General features: G+C 72.7%; 17 protein-coding genes. 7 read left to right on the top strand and 10 right to left on the bottom strand.

Annotated features, from left to right (window positions below; translation table 11 throughout):
- Nucleotides 1–4 precede the first annotated feature (4 nt).
- From O7614_RS13590 to O7614_RS13580, 3 genes are all read right to left on the bottom strand, one after another.
- Nucleotides 5–322: a hypothetical protein gene (locus O7614_RS13590; protein WP_278138809.1), complete on the bottom strand. Its 318-nt coding sequence runs from the start codon at nt 320–322 to the stop codon at nt 5–7.
- Nucleotides 253–1,476: a serine hydrolase domain-containing protein gene (locus O7614_RS13585; protein ID WP_278138808.1), complete on the bottom strand. Its 1,224-nt coding sequence runs from the start codon at nt 1,474–1,476 to the stop codon at nt 253–255. Before O7614_RS13585 ends, O7614_RS13590 begins: the two co-directional genes overlap by 70 nt.
- A 74-nt stretch (nt 1,477–1,550) precedes the next feature.
- A complete protein-coding gene (locus tag O7614_RS13580) occupies nt 1,551–2,054 on the bottom strand; it encodes a helix-turn-helix domain-containing protein (RefSeq protein ID WP_278138807.1) in 504 nt (167 codons plus the stop codon).
- Nucleotides 2,055–2,209: 155 nt separating this feature from the next.
- Here O7614_RS13580 and O7614_RS13575 point away from each other — a divergent pair, with 155 nt between their 5' ends.
- From O7614_RS13575 to O7614_RS13550, 6 genes are all read left to right on the top strand, one after another.
- A complete protein-coding gene (locus O7614_RS13575) occupies nt 2,210–3,220 on the top strand; it encodes a zinc-dependent alcohol dehydrogenase (RefSeq protein WP_278138806.1) in 1,011 nt (336 codons plus the stop codon).
- Nucleotides 3,217–5,508, top strand: a complete 2,292-nt coding sequence (gene pflB, locus O7614_RS13570) for a formate C-acetyltransferase (RefSeq protein WP_278138805.1) — start codon at nt 3,217–3,219, stop codon at nt 5,506–5,508. Before O7614_RS13575 ends, pflB begins: the two co-directional genes overlap by 4 nt.
- Nucleotides 5,505–6,290: a pyruvate formate-lyase-activating protein gene (gene pflA, locus O7614_RS13565; RefSeq protein WP_347404349.1), complete on the top strand. Its 786-nt coding sequence runs from the start codon at nt 5,505–5,507 to the stop codon at nt 6,288–6,290. Before pflB ends, pflA begins: the two co-directional genes overlap by 4 nt.
- A 162-nt stretch (nt 6,291–6,452) precedes the next feature.
- Nucleotides 6,453–9,050 carry an HAD-IC family P-type ATPase gene (locus O7614_RS13560; RefSeq protein ID WP_278138804.1) on the top strand — a complete coding sequence of 866 codons (2,598 nt, stop codon included), beginning with the start codon at nt 6,453–6,455 and terminating at the stop codon, nt 9,048–9,050.
- Between the two features lie 89 nt (nt 9,051–9,139).
- The gene (locus tag O7614_RS13555) at nt 9,140–10,027 is read left to right on the top strand and encodes a universal stress protein (protein ID WP_145783576.1); all 888 of its coding nucleotides are present in this window, start codon (nt 9,140–9,142) and stop codon (nt 10,025–10,027) included.
- Between the two features lie 103 nt (nt 10,028–10,130).
- Nucleotides 10,131–11,009, top strand: a complete 879-nt coding sequence (locus tag O7614_RS13550; protein WP_278138803.1) for a universal stress protein — start codon at nt 10,131–10,133, stop codon at nt 11,007–11,009.
- On the opposite strand, the gene O7614_RS13545 is transcribed toward O7614_RS13550, so the two are convergent.
- From O7614_RS13545 to O7614_RS13520, 6 genes are all read right to left on the bottom strand, one after another.
- Nucleotides 11,002–11,637: an FMN reductase gene (locus O7614_RS13545; RefSeq protein ID WP_278138802.1), complete on the bottom strand. Its 636-nt coding sequence runs from the start codon at nt 11,635–11,637 to the stop codon at nt 11,002–11,004. The two genes, O7614_RS13550 and O7614_RS13545, sit on opposite strands and share 8 nt — an antisense overlap.
- Nucleotides 11,634–12,776 carry an LLM class flavin-dependent oxidoreductase gene (locus tag O7614_RS13540; protein WP_278138801.1) on the bottom strand — a complete coding sequence of 381 codons (1,143 nt, stop codon included), beginning with the start codon at nt 12,774–12,776 and terminating at the stop codon, nt 11,634–11,636. The genes O7614_RS13545 and O7614_RS13540 overlap by 4 nt, the downstream gene beginning before the upstream one ends.
- Nucleotides 12,777–12,927: 151 nt before the next feature.
- Nucleotides 12,928–13,203, bottom strand: coding sequence for a ubiquitin-like small modifier protein 1 (locus O7614_RS13535; protein WP_278138800.1), 276 nt, complete (start codon nt 13,201–13,203; stop codon nt 12,928–12,930).
- Nucleotide 13,204: 1 nt separating this feature from the next.
- The gene (locus O7614_RS13530) at nt 13,205–14,290 is read right to left on the bottom strand and encodes an exo-alpha-sialidase (RefSeq protein WP_278138799.1); all 1,086 of its coding nucleotides are present in this window, start codon (nt 14,288–14,290) and stop codon (nt 13,205–13,207) included.
- A gap of 127 nt (nt 14,291–14,417) precedes the next feature.
- On the bottom strand, nt 14,418–14,885 hold the full coding sequence (locus tag O7614_RS13525; RefSeq protein WP_278138798.1) for an NUDIX domain-containing protein: 468 nt from the start codon (nt 14,883–14,885) through the stop codon (nt 14,418–14,420).
- Nucleotides 14,886–14,943: 58 nt separating this feature from the next.
- Entirely contained in the window at nt 14,944–15,570 is a 627-nt protein-coding gene (locus tag O7614_RS13520; protein WP_278138797.1) for a DNA-3-methyladenine glycosylase, read from the bottom strand.
- A 119-nt stretch (nt 15,571–15,689) separates the two neighbouring features.
- Here O7614_RS13520 and O7614_RS13515 point away from each other — a divergent pair, with 119 nt between their 5' ends.
- On the top strand, nt 15,690–16,106 hold the full coding sequence (locus O7614_RS13515) for a DNA-binding protein (protein WP_278138796.1): 417 nt from the start codon (nt 15,690–15,692) through the stop codon (nt 16,104–16,106).
- A 58-nt stretch (nt 16,107–16,164) separates the two neighbouring features.
- On the opposite strand, the gene O7614_RS13510 is transcribed toward O7614_RS13515, so the two are convergent.
- The gene (locus tag O7614_RS13510; protein WP_278138795.1) at nt 16,165–19,137 is read right to left on the bottom strand and encodes a helix-turn-helix transcriptional regulator; all 2,973 of its coding nucleotides are present in this window, start codon (nt 19,135–19,137) and stop codon (nt 16,165–16,167) included.
- Between the last annotated feature and the right edge of the window lie 120 nt (nt 19,138–19,257).

Raw genomic sequence — 19,257 nt, 5'->3', positions numbered from 1 at the left:
TCGCTCAGGTCGTCACGGCCACGACGGCCAGCACGGCGGCCACCAGGGAGCTCGCCACCGACAGCAGGCGACGCCACGGCACCCTCGCGTCGACCGTCGGCAGGGCCCGCCACCGTGACGCCGCCAGGGCGATTCCCACCGCGGACAGGCCGGCCCCGACCGGCCACAGCCACGCCGGCACCACCGACCAGTCCCCCACGCGGTGCGCCAACCCGAGGTAGGCCACCCCCCACACCGTCGCCGCCAGCAGCGTCACCCGGTCCAGTTCGCGACGGCGGGCGGTGCCGAGCAGTGACAGGCCGCCGAGGAAGGTGAAGGCCACCGCGAGGCCGATACCGATCCAGACCGGGGTGACCGGGGCGGCCGCCTCGGCCTCCTCCTGCGGCACGCCGAGCAGCCGCAGACCGATCGGCTCGACGCCCGGTCGGTGTTGCCGAGCACCACCACCGCCCGGCCGGTGGCCCGTTCGAGGCCGATGTAGGACCGGAATCCGCTGGTCGCCCCGTTGTGCCAGACCACCTCGTGATCGCCGTGCCGGGTGGTGAACCAGCCGTACCCCATGCGGGTGTCCCCGTCCTCGCGGAACCGGGCGGTGGCGGCGTCGACGCCCGGCCCGGTGCCCGCGAGGGTCGCGGCGGCCAACCGGGCCAGATCCTCCGCCGTGGACCAGGCGCCGGTGCCTGCCGGTGCGTAGCCGGCACCCGTCCAGGGGTCGAGCGGCCGGCCGCCGGCGCGGCTGCCGTGGGCGCGCTCGGCCGGCAGGCCGTCGGCCTGGGCCGCGACCACGGTGGCGGTCATGCCGAGCGGCCGCAGCAGCCGTTCCTGGAGCAGATCGGGGTACGCGACGCCGGCCTTCGCGGCGAGCGCATGGCCGAGCACGGACGCCCCCAGGTTGGAGTAGTGGACCTCGCCGCGCCCGTCGCCAGGGGTGGCCCGGTCGGCGGCGCCGCGGACGGTGTCGACGCTCTGCCCGGCGTACGGGTTTCCGCCGGAGACGTTGGACAACAGCATGCGCGCCCAGGCCAGCGGGGAGCCGAGGGCCACCCGGGGCAGCCCGGCACGGTGGCTGGCCAACTCGGCGAGGGTGACGTCGCGGGCGGGGCCGGTGATCGCGGGCCAGGTGCCGCCGAGCGGGTCGTCGGGGTGGACGACACCGGCGGCGGCCTGGTCGGCGAGGAGCATGCCGGTGAGCGCCTTGGTGATCGAGCCGATCTCGAACGCGGTGCCGGGCTCGACGGGCCGACCGGCGAGGTCCCGGTCGCCCAGACCCGCGGTGCGGACCCGGCCGTTCTCGACCAGCGCGACGGCAAGCCCTCGGTGCCCCTTCGGGTCGGACGCAGCGGCTCGGGCGGCGCTGATCAGGCCGGGATCGCCGGTGCCGTGCGAGCCGAGTCGCGGCACTCGGGGCATCAGCGCGACCCCGACGAGGACGGCGATCAGCGCGACGACGAGGGTGCTGACGATTTCCCTGCGCATGGTGCTCCTTCCATCGACGCGAGGGGTGTCCACAGTGGTGGTGGCTCGCGCGGTCGGTGCCTCGGGGGCGGGGTTCAACGGCCGGCGGCGGTGAGGATGGCCAGCAGCGGCACCACGCGTTCGGCCGGTATCGCGTACCGACCCCGGCCGGCGCTGCGCAGCCAACCGGCGGCGGTGATCTGGCGCAGGTGGTGGTGCAGTTGACCGGTGGTGCCCAGGTCCTCGATCTCGGCGAGCTCGCTGGTGCTCTGCCGACCGCCGAGGACCTCCCGCAGCAGCCGCAGCCGCACCGGGTGGGCCAGCGCGGAGAGGGTGCTGGCCAGTTCTGTCCAGTCGGCGGCGAGCAGGTCGTCGACGGTGCGGCCGTACTGCCAGTCGTAGTGCTGGTCGGCGACGCGGACGGTGCCGGTGTAGAGGACCGCGCCCGTGCCGTCGGCCGGCAGTCGTTGCTTCAGGCCGTCGAGGGCCCAGAAGGCGCCCTCGGGCGCAGGCGGCGTCGCCGGTGTCGCCGTCAGATGCTCGGTCAGGGTGGCGACCTGCGCCTCCAGCGCGGCAAGCCGCTCCTCCATCGTACCCATGCGTCGATACTACGAAGTTACGTACTTGCGTGCAAAGCGCGGAGTGGAATCCGTGACTTTGGTCCCGGCCGGTCGCGGTCTCGTGCCCCTGCCCCGCTCCGGCAATGCGGGCCAGGCTGGTCCTGGAAGCGGAGAAACGACCCAGGAGGTCCCCGATGCGCGCAGCCGTCGTCACCGCGTTCGACCGTCCACTGGAGATGTTCGACCTGCCCGTGCCGGAACCCGGCGCCGGCGAGATGCTGGTCCGGATCGAGGCGAGCGGGCTGTGCCACACCGACATCCACGCCGCTCGCGGCGACTGGCCGGTCCGGCCCGATCCGCCGTTCGTCCCCGGCCACGAGGGCGTCGGCATCGTGGAGCGGGTCGGCCCCGGGGTCACCGAACACTCCGTCGGCGACCGGGTGGCCCTGCCCTGGCTCGGCTGGGCCTGCGGCACCTGCTCCTACTGCGTGACCGGATGGGAGACCCTCTGCGAGTCGCAGCGCAACACCGGCTACAGCATCGACGGCGGGCACGCCGAGTACGCCGTCACCGCCGCGCGCTACGCGGTACGCGTACCCGATGGGGTGGATCCGTTCGAGGCGGCCCCGTTGACCTGCGCCGGGGTCACCACGTACAAGGCCGTGAAGGTGGCCGCAGTACGCCCCGGGGACCGGGTGGCGATCTTCGGGATCGGTGGTCTCGGCCACCTCGCGCAGCAGTACGCGCAGCTCTTCGGCGGCGAGACCGTCGCCGTCGACGTCACCGCCGAAAAGCTCGCGCTGGCCACCGCGCTCGGCGCCACCCACACCGTGAACGCCGCGCAGGTCGACCCGGTCGACGCGATCACCGGCCTCGGTGGAGCCGACGTGGCCGTCGTCCTCGCCGCGAACCCCACGGTTATCGAGCAGGCGCACCGGTGCCTGCGCCGCGGCGGACGGCTCGTGCTGGTGTCCCTGCCCAAGGAGAACACGATCAGCCTGCCGGTCTTCGAGACGGTACTCAAGGGGATCACGGTGGTCGGCTCGATCGTCGGCACCCGCGCCGACCTCGCCGACGTGTTCCGGCTGCACGCTGCCGGCCGGACCCGGGTCGCCTACGAGACCCGCAAGCTCGACGAGATCAACACGGCGGTCGAGGACGTCCTCGCCGGCCGGGTCACCGCCCGTCTGGTTCTCCAGCCATGACCGCCCTGCGATCGTCACCCCCGAGCGCTCGGGCGGGAGCAGCCGCGTTCGGCACCGCCCCCCGCGCACCCTGGCGGGGGTTCACCCACGGCAGGTGGCAGGACACCATCGACGTCGCCGACTTCATCCGGGTCAACCACGAGCCGTACACCGGCGACGGCAGCTTCCTCACCGGGCCGACCTGCCGCACCCTGGAGGTCTGGGGCGCGTTGGCGAAGCTCTTCGTCGAGGAGCGCCGCCGAGGTGTCCTCGACATCGACACCGCCACCCCGTCGACGATCACCGCGCACGCCCCCGGCTGGATCGACCGGGACCGGGAGCTCATCGTCGGCCTGCAGACCGACGCGCCACTGCGTCGCGCCATCATGCCCACCGGCGGCCTACGGATGGTGGAGACCGCACTGCGGGCGTACGGCTACCAGCCCGACCCGACGGTGCACCAGATCTTCACCGACTACCGCAAGACACACAACGACGCGGTGTTCGACGCGTACCCGGCCGACGTGCTGGCCGCGCGGCGCTCGCACGTCATCACGGGGCTGCCCGACTCGTACGGCCGGGGTCGGATCATCGGCGACTACCGCCGGGTCGCGCTCTACGGCGTGGACCGGCTGATCGCCGAACGACGGGCGGTCAAGGAGGCCCTCGACGATCGGCCGTCGACCGACCACGTGATCCGCGACCGGGAGGAACTGGCCGAGCAGATCCGGGCACTGGACGAGCTGAAGCAGATGGCGTTGAGCTACGGCCACGACATCTCCGGACCGGCCACCACCGGCCGGCAGGCCATCCAGTGGTTGTACTTCGCGTACCTCGCCGCCACCAAGGAACAGAACGGCGCGGCGATGTCGCTCGGGCGCACGGCCACCTTCCTCGACGTCTACCTGCGGCGGGACCTCGCCGAGGGGCGGCTGACCGAGATGGCCGCCCAGGAGCTGATCGACGACTTCGTGATCAAGCTGCGGATCATCCGGTTCCTGCGCACCCCGGAGTACGACCAGCTCTTCTCCGGTGACCCCACCTGGGTCACCGAGGCACTCGGCGGGATGGGCGCGGACGGCCGGCCGCTGGTCACCCGCACCAGCTTCCGCTACCTGCAGACCCTCTACAACCTGGGTCCGGCCCCGGAGCCCAACCTGACCGTGCTCTGGTCGCCGCGGCTGCCCGCCGGCTTCAAACGGTTCTGCGCCCAGGTGTCGCTGGACACCAGCGCCATCCAGTACGAGAACGACGAGCTGATCCGCCCGGCGTACGACGACGACACCGCCATCGCCTGCTGCGTGTCCGCCCTGCGGGTCGGCCGGGACATGCAGTTCTTCGGGGCGCGGGCGAACCTGGCCAAGGCACTGCTCTACGCGATCAACGGCGGCCGGGACGAGCTGACCGGCGAACAGGTCGCTCCGGCCACACCACCGGTGGACGGCGAGGTCCTCGACTACGACACAGTGCTCGCCGCGTACGACCGGACGCTGGACTGGCTCGCCGAGACGTACGTCGACGCCCTGAACGTGATCCACCACCAGCACGACCGGTACGCGTACGAACGGCTGGAGATGGCGTTGCACGACCACCCGGTACGCCGATTCATGGCCACCGGCATCGCCGGCCTGTCGGTGGCGGTGGACAGCCTCGCCGCGATCCGCTATGGCCGGGTGACGGTGCTGCGCGACGCCAGCGGACTCGCGGTCGACTACGTCGTGGAGGGTGCTCCCCCCACCTACGGCAACAACGACGACCGGGCCGACTCCATCGCCGTGTGGCTGACCGAAGCGTTCGCGGCGAAGTTGCGCCGACAGCGCACCTACCGCGACGCCGAGCTGACCATGTCGGTGCTCACCATCACCTCGAACGTGGTGTACGGCAAGCACACCGGAAACACCCCGGATGGCCGGCGCGCGGGCGAGCCCTTCGCCCCCGGGGCGAATCCGATGAACGGACGCGACAACCACGGCCTGGTCGCGGCGGCGCTGTCGGTGGCGAAGCTGCCGTACGACGCCGCCCGCGACGGGATCTCGCTGACCGCAACGGTCAGCCCCGACGGGTTGGGGCGCACCCGCCAGGAGCGCATCGACAACCTGGCCGGGGTGCTCGACGGGTACACCGACGCCGGCGGGTTCCACCTCAACGTCAACGTCCTGGACCGGGCCACCCTCGTCGACGCGATGGCACACCCGCAGCGCTACCCGCAGCTGACCGTGCGGGTCTCCGGGTACGCGGTGAACTTCGTCCGGCTCACGCCCGAGCAGCAACGCGACGTGGTGTCGCGTACCTTCCACGGGTCGCTGTGACGACACGACCGATGTCGCCGCCCGGGCGTCGGCCCGGGCGGACCGACGCGCCGGCCGTCGGGAGCGTGCACTCGTGGGACATCTCCGTGGGGGTGGACGGGCCGGGGATCCGCTTCGTGGCGTTCCTCGCCGGCTGCCCCCTACGCTGCCGCTACTGCCACAGCCCGGACACCTGGTACCGGCGCAGTGGTCGAACCCGCACCGTCGACGAGCTGATGGCGGAGATCGAACGGTACCGGCGGTTCATCAGCATCGGCGGCGGCGGCGTGACGCTCAGCGGCGGCGAGCCGCTGCTGCAACCCCGGTTCACCGGCGAGGTGCTGCGCCGCTGCCACGACCTCGGTCTGCACACCGCGCTGGACACGTCCGGCTTCCTCGGGGTGCGCGCCGACGACGACCTGCTCGACGCCACCGATCTCGTGTTGCTGGACGTCAAGTCGTGGGATCCCGCGACGTACCGGCAGGTCACCCGGACCGGTTCGGTGAGCCCGACGCTGCGCTTCGGCCGCCGCCTGGCGCAGCGGGGCACGCCGATCTGGATTCGGTTCGTGCTGGTGCCCGGCCTGACCGACGCGGTGGACAACGTGGCGGGCGTCGCCGACTTCGCCGCCGGTCTGGCCTCCGTGCAGCGGGTCGACGTGCTGCCCTTCCACCGGCTCGGCGCGCACAAGTACGCCGAACTGGGGCTCACCTTCCCTCTGGCCGACGCCGAGCCGCCCGATCCCGAGTTGCTGGCCCGGGTCCGCGGGCAGTTCGCCGAACGAGGGCTGGCCGTCTACTGAGGCGGCCGGCCAGACCCCGTCCGACCCCTCCCGGGTGCGCGGTGCGAGGGCCGTTGGTCCTGCGCCGCACGGGCGCAACGCCTCTGCCCGGCACGATCGCACAGCCGGATGGTGGGACGGGACGGCGCGCCGACGACACGCCGCAGGACGGGGAGGTCACGGGTGACGACGACCGGAGGACGAGGCGGGACCCTGGAGGACCCCGTCGACCTGGCCGTACCGGTCGGGCTCGACGCGGCCGAGGCCGCCGCCCGGCTGCGGGCCGCCGGCCCCAACACGGTCACCCCACCACCCCGCCAACACCTGGCCGTACGGATCCTGCACCAGCTCACCGACCCGCTGGTGGCACTTCTGCTTGCCGCGGCGGCCGTCACCACGCTGCTCGGCGACTACCCGGACACCGCGGTGATCGTCCTGGTCGTGCTGGTGAACACCGTCATCGGGGTGGTGCAGGAGGTACGCGCCGACCGCGCGATCGCCGCTCTGGACCGGCTCGCCGCGCCCACCGCCCGGGTGGTGCGCGACGGCCGGGAACTGGCGGTGCCCGCCGCCGGCCTCGTCCCCGACGATCTGGTCCGCGTCGAGGCCGGCGACATCGTCCCGGCCGACCTGCTGCTGATCGAGGCGAACCGGCTGCACCTGGACGAGTCCGCGCTGACCGGTGAGTCGGTGACAGTGGGGCGTACCCCCGGCGAGGAGGCGCTGGCCGGGACCGTCGTCACCACCGGACGGGCGACCGGCACCGTACTCCGCACGGGAGCAGTGAGCGCCCTGGGCCGGATCAGCGCGCTGGTGGCCGGCACCCGTCCCACCACCACACCACTGCAGCGCCGGCTCTCCGCCCTGGGCCGGGTGCTCGGGTTGGTCGCGGTGGCCCTGTCCGGGCTCGTGTTCGCCATCGGCGTCGTCGGTGGCCGGCCGGTGGTGGACATGGCGATCACCGCGGTGAGCCTGGTGGTCGCGGCGGTGCCCGAGTCGCTGCCGGCCGTGGTGACGCTGGCCCTCGCGCTCGGCGCCCGCCGGATGGCCGCCGCACACGCCATCCCGCGCCAACTGCACGCGGTCGAGACACTCGGCTCGGTGACGGTGATCGCCTCCGACAAGACCGGCACCCTCACCGAGGGGCGGATGGCGGTGCAGCAGGTGGTCACGTCCGACGGTGCCCGATATGGAATCACCGGCACCGGGTACGCCCCGTACGGCACTGTGCATCGAGACGGCGCGGCGGTGGCCGTACCGGAAGGGCTGCGCCGACTGGCGCGTGCCGGGCTGCTCTGCAACGACGCCGCCCTGTCGCCGCCGGACGACGAGCGACCCGACTGGGCTGCGGTCGGTGACCCGCTGGAAGCGGCGCTGGTCGCCTTCGCGGCCCGGTGCGGCCTCGACCCGCAGACGACCCGGGCCGCCTGGCCCCGGGTCGCCGAGCACCCCTTCGACCAGGCGCAACGCCGGATGGTCACGGTGCACCGCTCCTGCGACCAGCGTTACCTGGTGGTCTGCAAGGGTGCACCCGAGAGCATCCTCGGCGCGCCGCTGGTCGACGCGAGCACCGAGGAGATCGAGGAACTGACCACCACCGCGCGGCGGCTGGCGGCCGAAGGGGCACGGGTGCTCGCCGTCGCGGCCGCCCTGGTGGACCGGATGCCCAATCTCGCCGCACCCACCGGGCTGCGTCCGGTGGGGCTGGTCGCCGTCGGTGACCCGTTGCGCGTCGGCGCCCCGGAGATCGCCGACAGCTTCGACACCGCCGGCGTACGGCTGCTGCTGATCACCGGAGACCACCCGGCCACGGCCGCGGCGATCGGTGGTCAGCTCGGCCTCTGGCGCGTGGGCGACCCCGTCGCCAGCGGCGACGACGGCCAGACGGCGCACCCGGACACCCGGGTCTTCGCCCGGACCCAGCCGGAACAGAAGCTCGACATCATCGCCGGCATGCAGGCCCGAGGCGAGGTGGTGGCGATGACCGGTGACGGGGTGAACGACGCCCCGGCGCTTCGGCGCGCCGACATCGGGGTGGCGATGGGTAGTGGCACCGAGGTCGCCCGGCAGGCCGCTGACCTGGTGCTGGTCGACGACGAGCTGTCCACGGTGGCCACCGCGATCGGCGAGGGCCGCCGGATCTACGACAACATCCGTCGGTTCCTGCGGTACGCCCTCGCCGGTGGGGTGGCGGAGATCATGGTGATGCTGACCGGCCCGCTGTTCGGGTTGGCCGTACCGCTGCTGCCCGCCCAGATCCTCTGGGTCAACCTGCTGACCCACGGGGTGCCCGGCGTGGCGCTCGGTGCCGAGCCGGCCGAACCCGGCACCCTGCGCCGCCCACCACGCTCGCCCCAGGAGTCGGTGCTCGGTGCCGGGCTGGGTCGGGACGTCCTGGTCACCGGCGCGCTGATCGCCGCCGTGGTGCTCGGCGCCGGCGTGTTCGCCGCGCATCGGGGCCTGCCGTGGCAGTCGGTGGTCTTCGTGGTGCTCGGGCTCGCCCAGCTCGGGGTGGCGCTGGCGGTCCGAGCGCCCCGGCGGCCGCAGGCCCGACACGGCAACCCCGGCCTCCTCGTCGCGGTGGCGGCGTCGGCGCTGCTCCAGGTCGGTGGGGTGCTGTTCGCCCCGCTGCGGGAGCTGCTCGGCACCGACCCGCTGGGGCCGAGCGTGCTGCTGGCCTGCGCGGCGGTCAGCGTCGTGCCCGGGCTGGCGCTGCGGTTGGCCCGTCGCCGGCCGTCGCTGGCGGCGTCCCGCCGGACGCTGACGGGGCGTGACGAGTGACGGGACCAACGGCCCCCGCCCCCTTGCCCTACGCCCCTGACCGCCGAGACGACCTCGCAGGAGGATGAAGACGGATGAAGGAGGACGTGATGACCATCAGATCCGGTGCTCCCATCGTGGTGGCGGTGGACGGCTCGACCTCGGCGCTGGAGGCGGTGCGGGTCGCCGCCCAGGAAGCGACGGTGCGGCAGCGCCCCCTGCGGGTGGTGCACGCGTTCATCTGGCCCCTCTACGACGTACCACTGATCCCGGCGCCGGGCGCCCCCGTCGACGCCGGCCTTCGCCACCAGGCCGAGCTGACCGTCGCCGAGGCGGTGACCGAGGCCGGCAAGACCGCGCCGGAACTCGCCGTCACCGGCGCGGTGATCGACGGCGCCGCCACGCCGGTGCTCCTGGGCGAATCCCGCGACGCGGCACTCCTGGTGCTCGGCAGCCGGGGCCTGGGAGGTTTCGCCGAGCTGCTGATCGGCTCGGTGGCCGTGCAGGTCTCCGCCCGCGCCGAGTGCCCGGTCCTGGTGGTCAAGGGTGAGGCGCGCGCCGACGGCCCCGTGCTGGTCGGCGTCGACGGCTCGGCCCTGTCCACCGAGGCCCTGGCGTTCGCCTTCGAGGAGGCCGCGCTGCGCGGCACCGACCTGGTGGCCGTGCACGCCTGGCTCACCCCCACGCCGACCGGCCCCGGCGACATCCTGCCGCTGGTGTACGACGTCGACGCGCTGGCCGCCGACGAGAAGCGGGTGCTCGCCGAATCCCTGGCCGGCTGGTCGCAGCGGTATCCCGAGGTGCCGGTACGCCAGTGTGTGGCGTACGGCGCGGCGGCGCGGGTGCTGGTGCAGCAGTCCGCCAGCGCGCAGCTCACCGTGGTCGGAGCACACGGCCGGGGTGCCCTCGCCGGTGCCCTGCTCGGCTCGGTGAGCCACGCGGTGCTGCACCACTCGCACAGCCCGCTGGCGATCGTCCGGCACCGCCGGGACGCCTGAACGCCGTCTCCCCGTCCGCGCCGGCCGCCTCCCGGCCGGCGCGTTCGGCGGCGCCGCGCGGGTGCACGGTCGACAATGACCTGACCGACCCAGGGAGTCCTCGATGAACCGACCCGTCGTGGTGGGCGTGGACGGATCGCCGTCCAGCCTCGTCGCCGCCGAGCACGCGGCCCGCGCCGCGCTGCTCCGGTCCCGGCCGCTGCACCTGGTGCACGGCTTCCTGCACCCGCTCGGCTACGGCGTGCCGCTCAACCCGTACGACCTCGGGGTGCCGGCTCCCTCCGAGGAGGCGCAGAAGATGTTGGAGCGTACGGCGGCCGAGCTGGCCGACCGGTGGCCCGGCCTGGTCGTCGAGGTGCGCCAGGTCGCCGGCGGTCCCGGCGCCACCATGATCGAGGAGTCCCGCCGGGCCGACCTCGTGGTGGTGGGCAGTCGAGGGCTGGGCGGGTTCGCCGGGCTGCTGCTCGGCTCGGTCGGCGCGCAGGTGGCCGCGCACGCGCACTGCCCGGTGCTGGTGGTCCGCCCGGACGAGCAGCCGATCCCGGTGGACGCCCCGGTGCTGGTCGGCGTCGACGGGTCCGAGCCGTCCCGGCTCGCCGCGGGCTACGCCGCCGACGAGGCGGAGCTGCGGGACGTGCCGCTGGTGCTGGTGCACGTCGGCCCGCCGGACGGGGGCCGGACGGTGCCGGAGGAGATCGAGGAGTCGCAGGCCGCGTACCAGGCCGACGCCGTGCGGCTGCTCGCCGACGCGTCCAGCGCGGTCCGCGCCGAGCATCCCGACCTCGTGGTGCGGGAGCATCCGGTCCGGGCGGCCGGCGCGGCCCAGGGGCTCATCGAGGCCAGCGGCACGGCGTCGCTGCTGGTCGTGGGCACCCGGGGCCGGGCCGGGTTCACCGGGATGCTGCTCGGCTCGGTCAGCCAGGCGGCGATCCAGCACGCGCACTGCCCGGTGCTGGTCGCCCACCCGTACCCGGTCAGCTGACCGGCGCGTCGTCTCCTCGGCCGAGCATCTGCAGGAAGTCGGTGGTGAGGGCGAACGGGTCGGCGGGGCCGCCGGTCGGCGGCCGACGCTCGATCTGGTCGGCCAGTTCCCCGGCGGCACGCCGGATCCGACCGCGCAACGCGCCGTCGGCGGTGCCGTCGGCCCAGTCCTCCGGGGCGGCGAAGACCGCGGTCGGGACCACCACCGACCGCAGGTACGCGAACATCGGGCGGACCGCGTGCTCCAGAGCGAGGGAGTGCCGGGCGGTGCCGCCGGTGGCCCCGATCAGCACCGGCCGGTCGACAAGCGACTCGGAGTCCAACACGTCGAAGAAGGACTTGAAGAGCCCGTTGTAGGAGGCGCTGAAGATCGGGGTGACGGCGATGAGGCCGTCCGCCCCGGTCACCGTGTCGACGACCTCGCGCAGCGCCGCCGGCGCGAACCCGGTGAGCATGTTGTTCACCACGTCGTGGGCGTACTCCCGCAGGTCGACGACGTGCAGCTCCACCTCGGAGCCGCGCCGGACCAACTCGTCGCGGGTGGCCGCGGCGAGCTGGTCGGCGAGCAGCCGGGTCGACGAGGGCTGGCTCAGCCCCGCCGAGACCACGGCCAGGGTGCGGTGGGTCATCGGGTCGCCCCCTCCGGTGCCTTGCCCGTCACGTCGTCGACGGCGTGCACGGTGCCGTCCTTGGCACCGCCGGCGGCGGCGACCAGCGAGGCGTGGGTGGGCGCCTCCGGCACGTGCGCCGGACGCAGCGCCGCGAACTCCTTGCGCAGCACCGGCACGACCTCCTCGCCGAGCAGGTCGAGCTGCTCCAGCACCGTCTTCAGGGGCAGGCCCGCGTGGTCCATCAGGAACAGCTGCCGCTGGTAGTCGCCGACGTACTCCCGGAAGCTCAGGGTGCGGTCGATGACCTGCTGCGGGCTGCCCACGGTCAGCGGGGTCTCTCGGGTGAACTCCTCCAGCGAGGGCCCGTGCCCGTAGACCGGGGCGTTGTCGAAGTACGGACGGAACTCCCGGACGGCGTCCTGCGAGTTGCGGCGCATGAACACCTGCCCGCCCAGACCGACGATGGCCTGGTCGGCGGCGCCGTGGCCGTAGTGCGCGTACCGCTGGCGGTAGAGCCCGACCATGCGCTGGGTGTGCTCCTTCGGCCAGAAGATGTGGTTGGCGAAGAAGCCGTCGCCGTAGTACGCGGCCTGCTCGGCGATCTCCGGGCTGCGGATCGAGCCGTGCCAGACGAACGGGGGCACCCCGTCGAGCGGACGCGGCGTCGAGGTGAACGACTGCAACGGGGTGCGGTACTTGCCCTTCCAGTCGACCACGTCCTCGCGCCACAGCCGGTGCAGCAGGTCGTAGTTCTCGATGGCGAGGGGGATGCCGGCCCGGATGTCCTTGCCGAACCACGGGTAGACCGGGCCGGTGTTGCCGCGGCCCATCATGAGGTCCACCCGACCGTCGGACAGGTGCTGGAGCATCGCGTAGTCCTCGGCGATCTTCACCGGGTCGTTGGTGGTGATCAGCGTGGTCGCGGTGGACAGCAGCAGACGCTCGGTACGCGCGGCGATGTGGCCCATCATGGTCGTCGGTGACGACGGCACGAACGGCGGGTTGTGGTGCTCGCCGGTGGCGAAGACGTCCAGGCCGACCTCTTCGGCCTTGAGCGCGATCGCGACCATCGCCTTGATCCGCTCATGCTCGGTCGGCTCCCGACCGGTGGTCGGGTCGACCGTGACGTCGCCGACGGTGAAGACTCCGAACTGCATGACCAGCTCCTCGCGTGTTGAACCGGGTCGTTCGTGGTGCCCGGACGCAGCTGTCAACTTATTTGACGAGTCAACTATTCCGTCGGCGGGACGCCCCGAAGTGGCGTCGGTCACCTCCCAGGAGCGGATCTCGGTCGGTCCGGGGCCTCGGTCAGCCGCCCGCCACGGACGGCAACACCTGCACCTCGGCGTCGTCGCCGACCGGGGTGGCGAGACCACCGGAGTGCCGGCAGTCTTCCCCGTCGACGAAGACGTTGACGTAACGGCGCAGCTCACCACGCTCGTCACGGATCCGCCGCGACAACCGTGGGTGATGGGCGGCCAACTCGTCGAGGACCGCCCGCAGCGTCCCGGTGGCGGCGACGCTCAGTCGACTGACACCACCGGCCTCGCCCCGCAGCGGACCGGGCAGCAGCACGGTGACCACGTCACACCGTCGCAGCGCGGACGCAGAGCACGTCGGGCAGGTGCGTGGCCACCGACGACCAGGAGTCACCCTCGTCGCGGCTGGCGAAGACCGAGCCCGACCGGGTGCCGAAGTAGACCCCACCCGGGGTGGAGTCGTCGGCGCACATCGCGTCACGCAGCACCGCCGGGTAGAACGGGCCCTCGGGCAGCCCCACCGACAGCGGCTCCCACTTGCCGCCCGCGTCGGCGGAACGGAACACCCGGCAGCGGTGGTCGGTGGGGAACCGCTCGCTGTCGGCCACCAACGGGAAGGTCCACACCATGCCGCCGCGCCCGGGATGGGCCACCATCGGGAAGCCAAAGTCGCTGGGCAGCCCGTCGGCGATCGAGGACCACGTGCGGCCGTCGTCGTCGGAGCGGTAGACGCCGTGGTGATTCTGCGCGTACAGCCGCTCGGGGTTGCCGGCGTCCCGGGCGACCTTGTGCACGCACTGGCCGAACTCCGGCCACTCGTCGGGCATGAAGTACGCGCGGATGCCGGTGTTGCCCGGCGCCCAACTCGCCCCGGCGTCCTCCGAGCGGTAGACCCCGCCGGTGGACATGGCGACCAGCAGCCGGGCCGGGTCACGCGGGTGTGGCAGCACGGTGTGCACGGCCTGACCACCGAAGCCGGCCTCCCACTCCGGGCGGTGCGGGTGGTCCCACAGGGACCGGACCAGCTCGAAGCTGCGACCACCATCGGTGGACTTGAACAACGCCGAGGGCTCGGTGCCGGCCCAGACCACGTCCGGTTCGTCCGGGCCCGCCGGCATCAGCTGCCAGACCCGACCGAGGGAGACACCCGTGTCCGCCGGGAACGCGACCGGCGCCTGGTCGGGCTCGTCCCACGACGCGCCGAGGTCGTCGCTGGTCGCGACACTGGGACCGAAGTGTGAGCTGGTCACCCCGGCGAGCAACCGGGGGGTGGGGCGACGGGTGTCGACCGCGACCGCGTAGACACCTGTCATCGGAAAGTGCGGACCGGTGATCTCCCAACTGCGCCGGTCGTCGGTGCTGGTGGCGAGAAACAATCCCTTTGCTGTGCCGATCGCGAGCAGCGTTGCCATGACGTCCTCCGAGCCGTCGGTGAGCAGGTGCGGTGATTATGGCCACACCCTCCGACACATTCGGCGGGGCACACGCCGACCCCGGTGCGGACGTCGGCCGGGGGGGCGACCACGGCCTCGCGCGTTCTCAGTGCTGGACGAGGCCGCCGACCGCAACGGGGCCGACGTGGCCCGTCGACGGAAGCGTCCGCGCCAGGGCGAGGCCGATGTCGACCACCGCCGATCGGCGCAGGCCCACCACGTCCGGCAGCGCAGTCCAGACCGATTCGGCGGTCTCCCCGTTCGGCTCGGGCCGCAGCGTGCCGCCGACGACGCGGACCTGGTAGAAGATGCCGACATTCTGGTGCTCGACGCCCCGCAGCGCCTCGGCGGCGGGAATCACCCGCGAATCCACGCCCAGCAGTCGCTCGACCACCGCCTCGTAACCGGTCTCCTCGGCGACCTCCCGGACCACCGCGTCGAACGGATCCTCGGCATGCTCGACCTTGCCGCCGGGCAGGGTCCAGTGCATCTCGCCGGTCGGTCTCACGTAGTGCGCGAGCAGCACCCGCTCGTTCGTGATGCACACGGCGTACGCCGCCAGTCGGAAACTCACAGCACACCTCCCGGCGGACCCTATCCCGGTGCTCGTGGAGACGAGGTCCTCGAGCGGGCTACGCGCCGACCGCCGGTGCGGTCCGACGGCGGGGCGCGTGCCGCCGGTAGCTGCTCACGGTGGCGTCGCCGGTGATCCAGAAGCGCCACGGAACCTCGTGCGCGGCGGCCACTCCGACTCGCGGCCCGGCTGAGATGGCCGATCTCCCGACCGGTCGGGTCGGCGGCGTCAACAGCAGCGGTCCCTCGCCGTCGAGCAGGGACGTGCCGTTGGCCGACGCGCCGATCCCGAGCGCGACCACCAGCCGCGCGGGCCCGCGGGCGAGGTCGCGATCGGGCACCCGGTCCCCCCGGCGCTCTCGGGCGATGTCCAGGCCGTCGAGGACCTCGCCGGCCCGCAGCAGGACGGCGGACGCCTCGCCCTCGCGACCGCACACGATGTTCAGACACCAGTGCACGCCGAACACGAAGTAGGTGTAGGCGTGCCCGGCCGGACCGAACATCACCTGGGTGCGGGGCGTGGGGCCCCGGTGGGCGTGCGAGGCCGGATCCTCCCCCGTGCCCGCGTACGCCTCGACCTCGGTCAGCCTGATCCGAACACCACCGGCCGTGATCTCCCAGCCGAGCAGGGTCCGTGCTGTCTCGGCGACATTGCTGGCAGGGGCCGCCAGCCAGGGGTAATCCATCCTTCCAGGAAACCCTGCCCCGGCCTCGACCTGCAAACCGACGAGCAGGGCAGCCGCCGGCCACCACCACTCTTCAACACTATGTTGACAACAGCTCGTTGATGGGGTGTGCTCGGGGTATGACGACCGAGGACATGTTCACCGCGCCGGACCCGGGCCGGGCCCGGGCCCACCGGACGTACGAGGCGTTGCAGCGGATCAGCGAGCGGCACGCCGGCACCGACACCCAGCGGGGCCGCTGGGCCCACCCGTACGTGCTGGACCCGTGGGAGGCCGTCGCCCTGGTCGCCGCCCTGGCCGCCGGCGGGGCCGAGCGCGAGCCCGCGGAGGAGCCGGTCGACACCGCCGACCTCACCGCCGCGCTGACCCTGCTGCCACACGTCCGCGCCGAGTTGGACGCCCTGGAGGCCGGCCTGTTGACGCTGGCCCGCGACCGGGGGCTGACCTGGCAGGCCATCGCGTACGGGCTGGGGCTGGGCAGCGCACAGGCGGCCCGACAGCGCTACGAACGGGTCGCCGCCCGCTCCGCCGGGTAGATGACGTTGGCCGCGTCCAACGCGGCACAGCAGGTGTCGACGATGAGGCGGCCCCGCCTCACTCCACGCCGGCCAGACCTGCTCGGTGCGCGACCGCCGCAGCCTCGGTCCGGCTGGACGCGCCGAGTTTGGCGAGAATGCTGGAGACGTGGGTGCTCGTGGTCTTCTGCGTGATGAAGAGTTCTTCGGCGATCCGCCGGTTGCTGTACCCCCGCGCGACCAGCCGCAACACCTCGGTCTCACGCGGGGTGAGCCCCAAGGAGACGGCGGCGTCGTGCTGAGCGTCCTGCTCGTCCACCGGCCGGCGGTCCGCCACGAACGCCGCCGCGATCCCGGCCCGGGCAGCGAGGACCTCGATGTCGGCAAGGAGCAGTTGAGCGCCGAGCCCGGTGGCGATCCGGTGCGCAGCGGTGAGCCGATCGGCCGCGGCGTCGCGCCGCTGTGCGGCGAGCAGGGCGCGCCCCTCGCCGAAGAGTGCGCCCGCCAGCTCGTAGGGACGCTCCAACGGCTCGAACGCGGCGACGGCGGCGGCCCAACGCCCCGGGTCGTCGTCCCCCTCCGCCCGCGACAACTGGGCCTGCAGGACACGCGCGAACGCGTGCGAGATGGGAAACACGATCCGCAGGTGTTCGGCGGCCTCGCGTACGACGGCGAGCACCTCGGCAGAGCCGGTACCGGCCGAAATCGCATCCGCCTCGATCGCGGCGGCGGCGCACAGCGCCGGCAGCACATCGCTCACCGGCCCGCTGGCCAGCGCCGCGGCGATACGTAGGAACTCGGCTCGAGCGCCGGCGATGTCGCCCTGACGGGTGGCAGTCTCCACGATGTACTGGACCAACGGGATGAGGAACTGCGGCTGGAGATCCTCGGTACCGAAGAGTTCGCGGGCGAGCATCAACTGGTCGGCGGCCCCGGTGACATGTCCCCGCACCAACTGGCCGTAGGCGCGGCGCCCCACGATGGCGGCTCGTGGCTTGTCCGACTGGGCGACCGCCGCGGCTTCGTCGAGCGCCGCCTCCGACTCCGGCCAACGGCCCAGCGAGAACAGGGAGACCGAGCGGTTGCAGTGCACCCACGCCTCGGTATCGGCCAGGCTGAGCGACCGACACATCTTTATGCCGTGATCGGCCGTCCGGATCGCCTCCTCGGAGCGGCCCATCCCCTCCAGGATCGAGGGAAGGTTCTGGTTCACCCGCCCGATGAGGTCGACCACGCCCAGCTTCTCGGCACGATCTCGTACCTCGTACAGGTCCGCCAGGCTGGTGCCGTCGAGATCGGTCGCGGCGTCGAGCCAGCAGAGCGTGATGCGAGCTCGTAGCTCCAGGTCCTCGGCGCCGCAGCCGGCGGCGTACCGCACGGCGAGGTCGGCCGCGGCACGGCTCTGCGGTCCGGGTCGGTGCCGCGCCCCCCAGGTCGCCATGTGCCCCAGGATGTCGGCGTGCAGCATCGACGGGGGCAGTTCGGCGACCAACTCCTGCGCAGTTTGCAGCTCCCGCCACCCATCCCCCCGGTTCAACGCCTGGACCAGCTGGGAACAGCGCATCCAGAACCACGCCGCACGGACCGGATCTGGCTCGTGTTCTCCCGCGAGCAGTTCCAGCGCGGTCCGCGCCAGGTGTAGCGACCGGTCGAGATCCCCGCTGTGCCACCCGGCCGTGCTGGCGGCGGCGAGCAGGTCAAGGAGGCCCGGCCCCACCTCGCCCGCGCCGTGCCCGCGGCGCGGGTACCGCTCCGGCAGGCCCAGGGCGGGCAGGGTGGCGCGTACCTCATCCGGAACCCGGTCCCACAGCTCGAGCGCGCGTTCCAGGAGGCTCAGCCGCTCGGCGTACGCGTATCGGGTCCACGCCTCGTCGGCGCCGAGGACGCACATGTACAGCGCTTTGGCGTCATCGTGGGCGGCATACCAGTGCTGGGCGAGGCGGCCGGTCAACTCATCGGGCCGCACGAGCGAGGGCGCGGCTTCCAGCGCCTCGCCGTACCGTCGGTTGATCAGGGCTCGTTCGCCGGGCAGCAGGCTGTCGCTGACGGCCTCGCGTACCAGCGAGTGGCGAAATCGATAGTCCGATCCGTTTGGTTCGGGGACGAGGATCTGGGCGAGCACGGCCTCGCGCAATCCCTCGATCAACTCGTCCTCGGGTAGACCCGTCACGGCCTTCAACAGCGGATATCCCATCGCCGCGCCACTCTCCGCGGCAATCCTGGCGATCCGCTGGCTGGTGTCCGGCAGCGCCTCGAGCCGCGCCAGCAGCACCTCCCGGAGGTTGTGCAGCTCTTCCCCCGCGTGCTCCACGTAGGCGCGGGCGAGCTCTTCGACGAAGAACGCGTTGCCGTCGGAGCGGGCGAAGATGTCGTTGAGGACGACCGGGTCAGGCAGCGCCCCGAAGAGACCAGCGAGTTGCTTGGTCACCTCGACTCGGCTGAACCGGGACAGCTCGACGCGGCGTACCGACCGGAGCCGGTCCAACTCCGCCAGGAGCGGGCGCAGGGGGTGTCGGCGGTGGATCTCGTCGGACCGGTAGGTGCCGACAAGGAGGAGACGTCCGGTGCGCCCGCTGCGGCACAGGTATCCCAGCAGGTTGCGCGTGGAAGCGTCGGCCCAGTGCAGATCCTCGATCACCAGCACCACCAGGCGGCTCGACGCCAGGCGTTCCAGGACCCGCGTGGTGAGTTCGAGGAGCCGTGCGACGTTTTCGCTTCGATGTTCCACGGACGTCCCGGCGTCCAGATCCGGCAGGATCCGGGCGAGCAACGCCTCCTGACCCGCGCTCGCCGACTGGACCTCATCGGGTAGCCGCTGCCACAGGACGTGCAGCGCCGCGGTGAACGGCGCGAACGGGAACGCGTCGCCGCCGACCTCGATGCAACGACCGACCGCCACGACGGCCTGCTTGTCGAGCGTGCGAAGCAGCTCGTCGACAAGGCGGGTCTTGCCGACGCCCGCCTCGCCCCTCAGCAGCAGCGCTTGGGGGGTGCCGCGGTCGGCCGCCTCGGCGGCCTGGCGCAGCTCGGCCAGTTCGGCGTCCCGCCCCACAAAGGCAGGGGTGACGGTAGCGGCGAGTCCCACAAGACCAACAATTGCACAAACCGCAGAGTGTCGGTTTCGGCAGGCGCCCCGAATCTCCCATCCGGCTCGCGGAAACACTTTCGCGAA

This window comes from Micromonospora sp. WMMD961, assembly GCF_029626145.1.
GTDB lineage: Bacteria > Actinomycetota > Actinomycetes > Mycobacteriales > Micromonosporaceae > Micromonospora.
The sequence above is the reverse complement of the archived record's forward strand: the minus strand, read 5'-3'. Positions and strand labels throughout refer to the sequence as shown.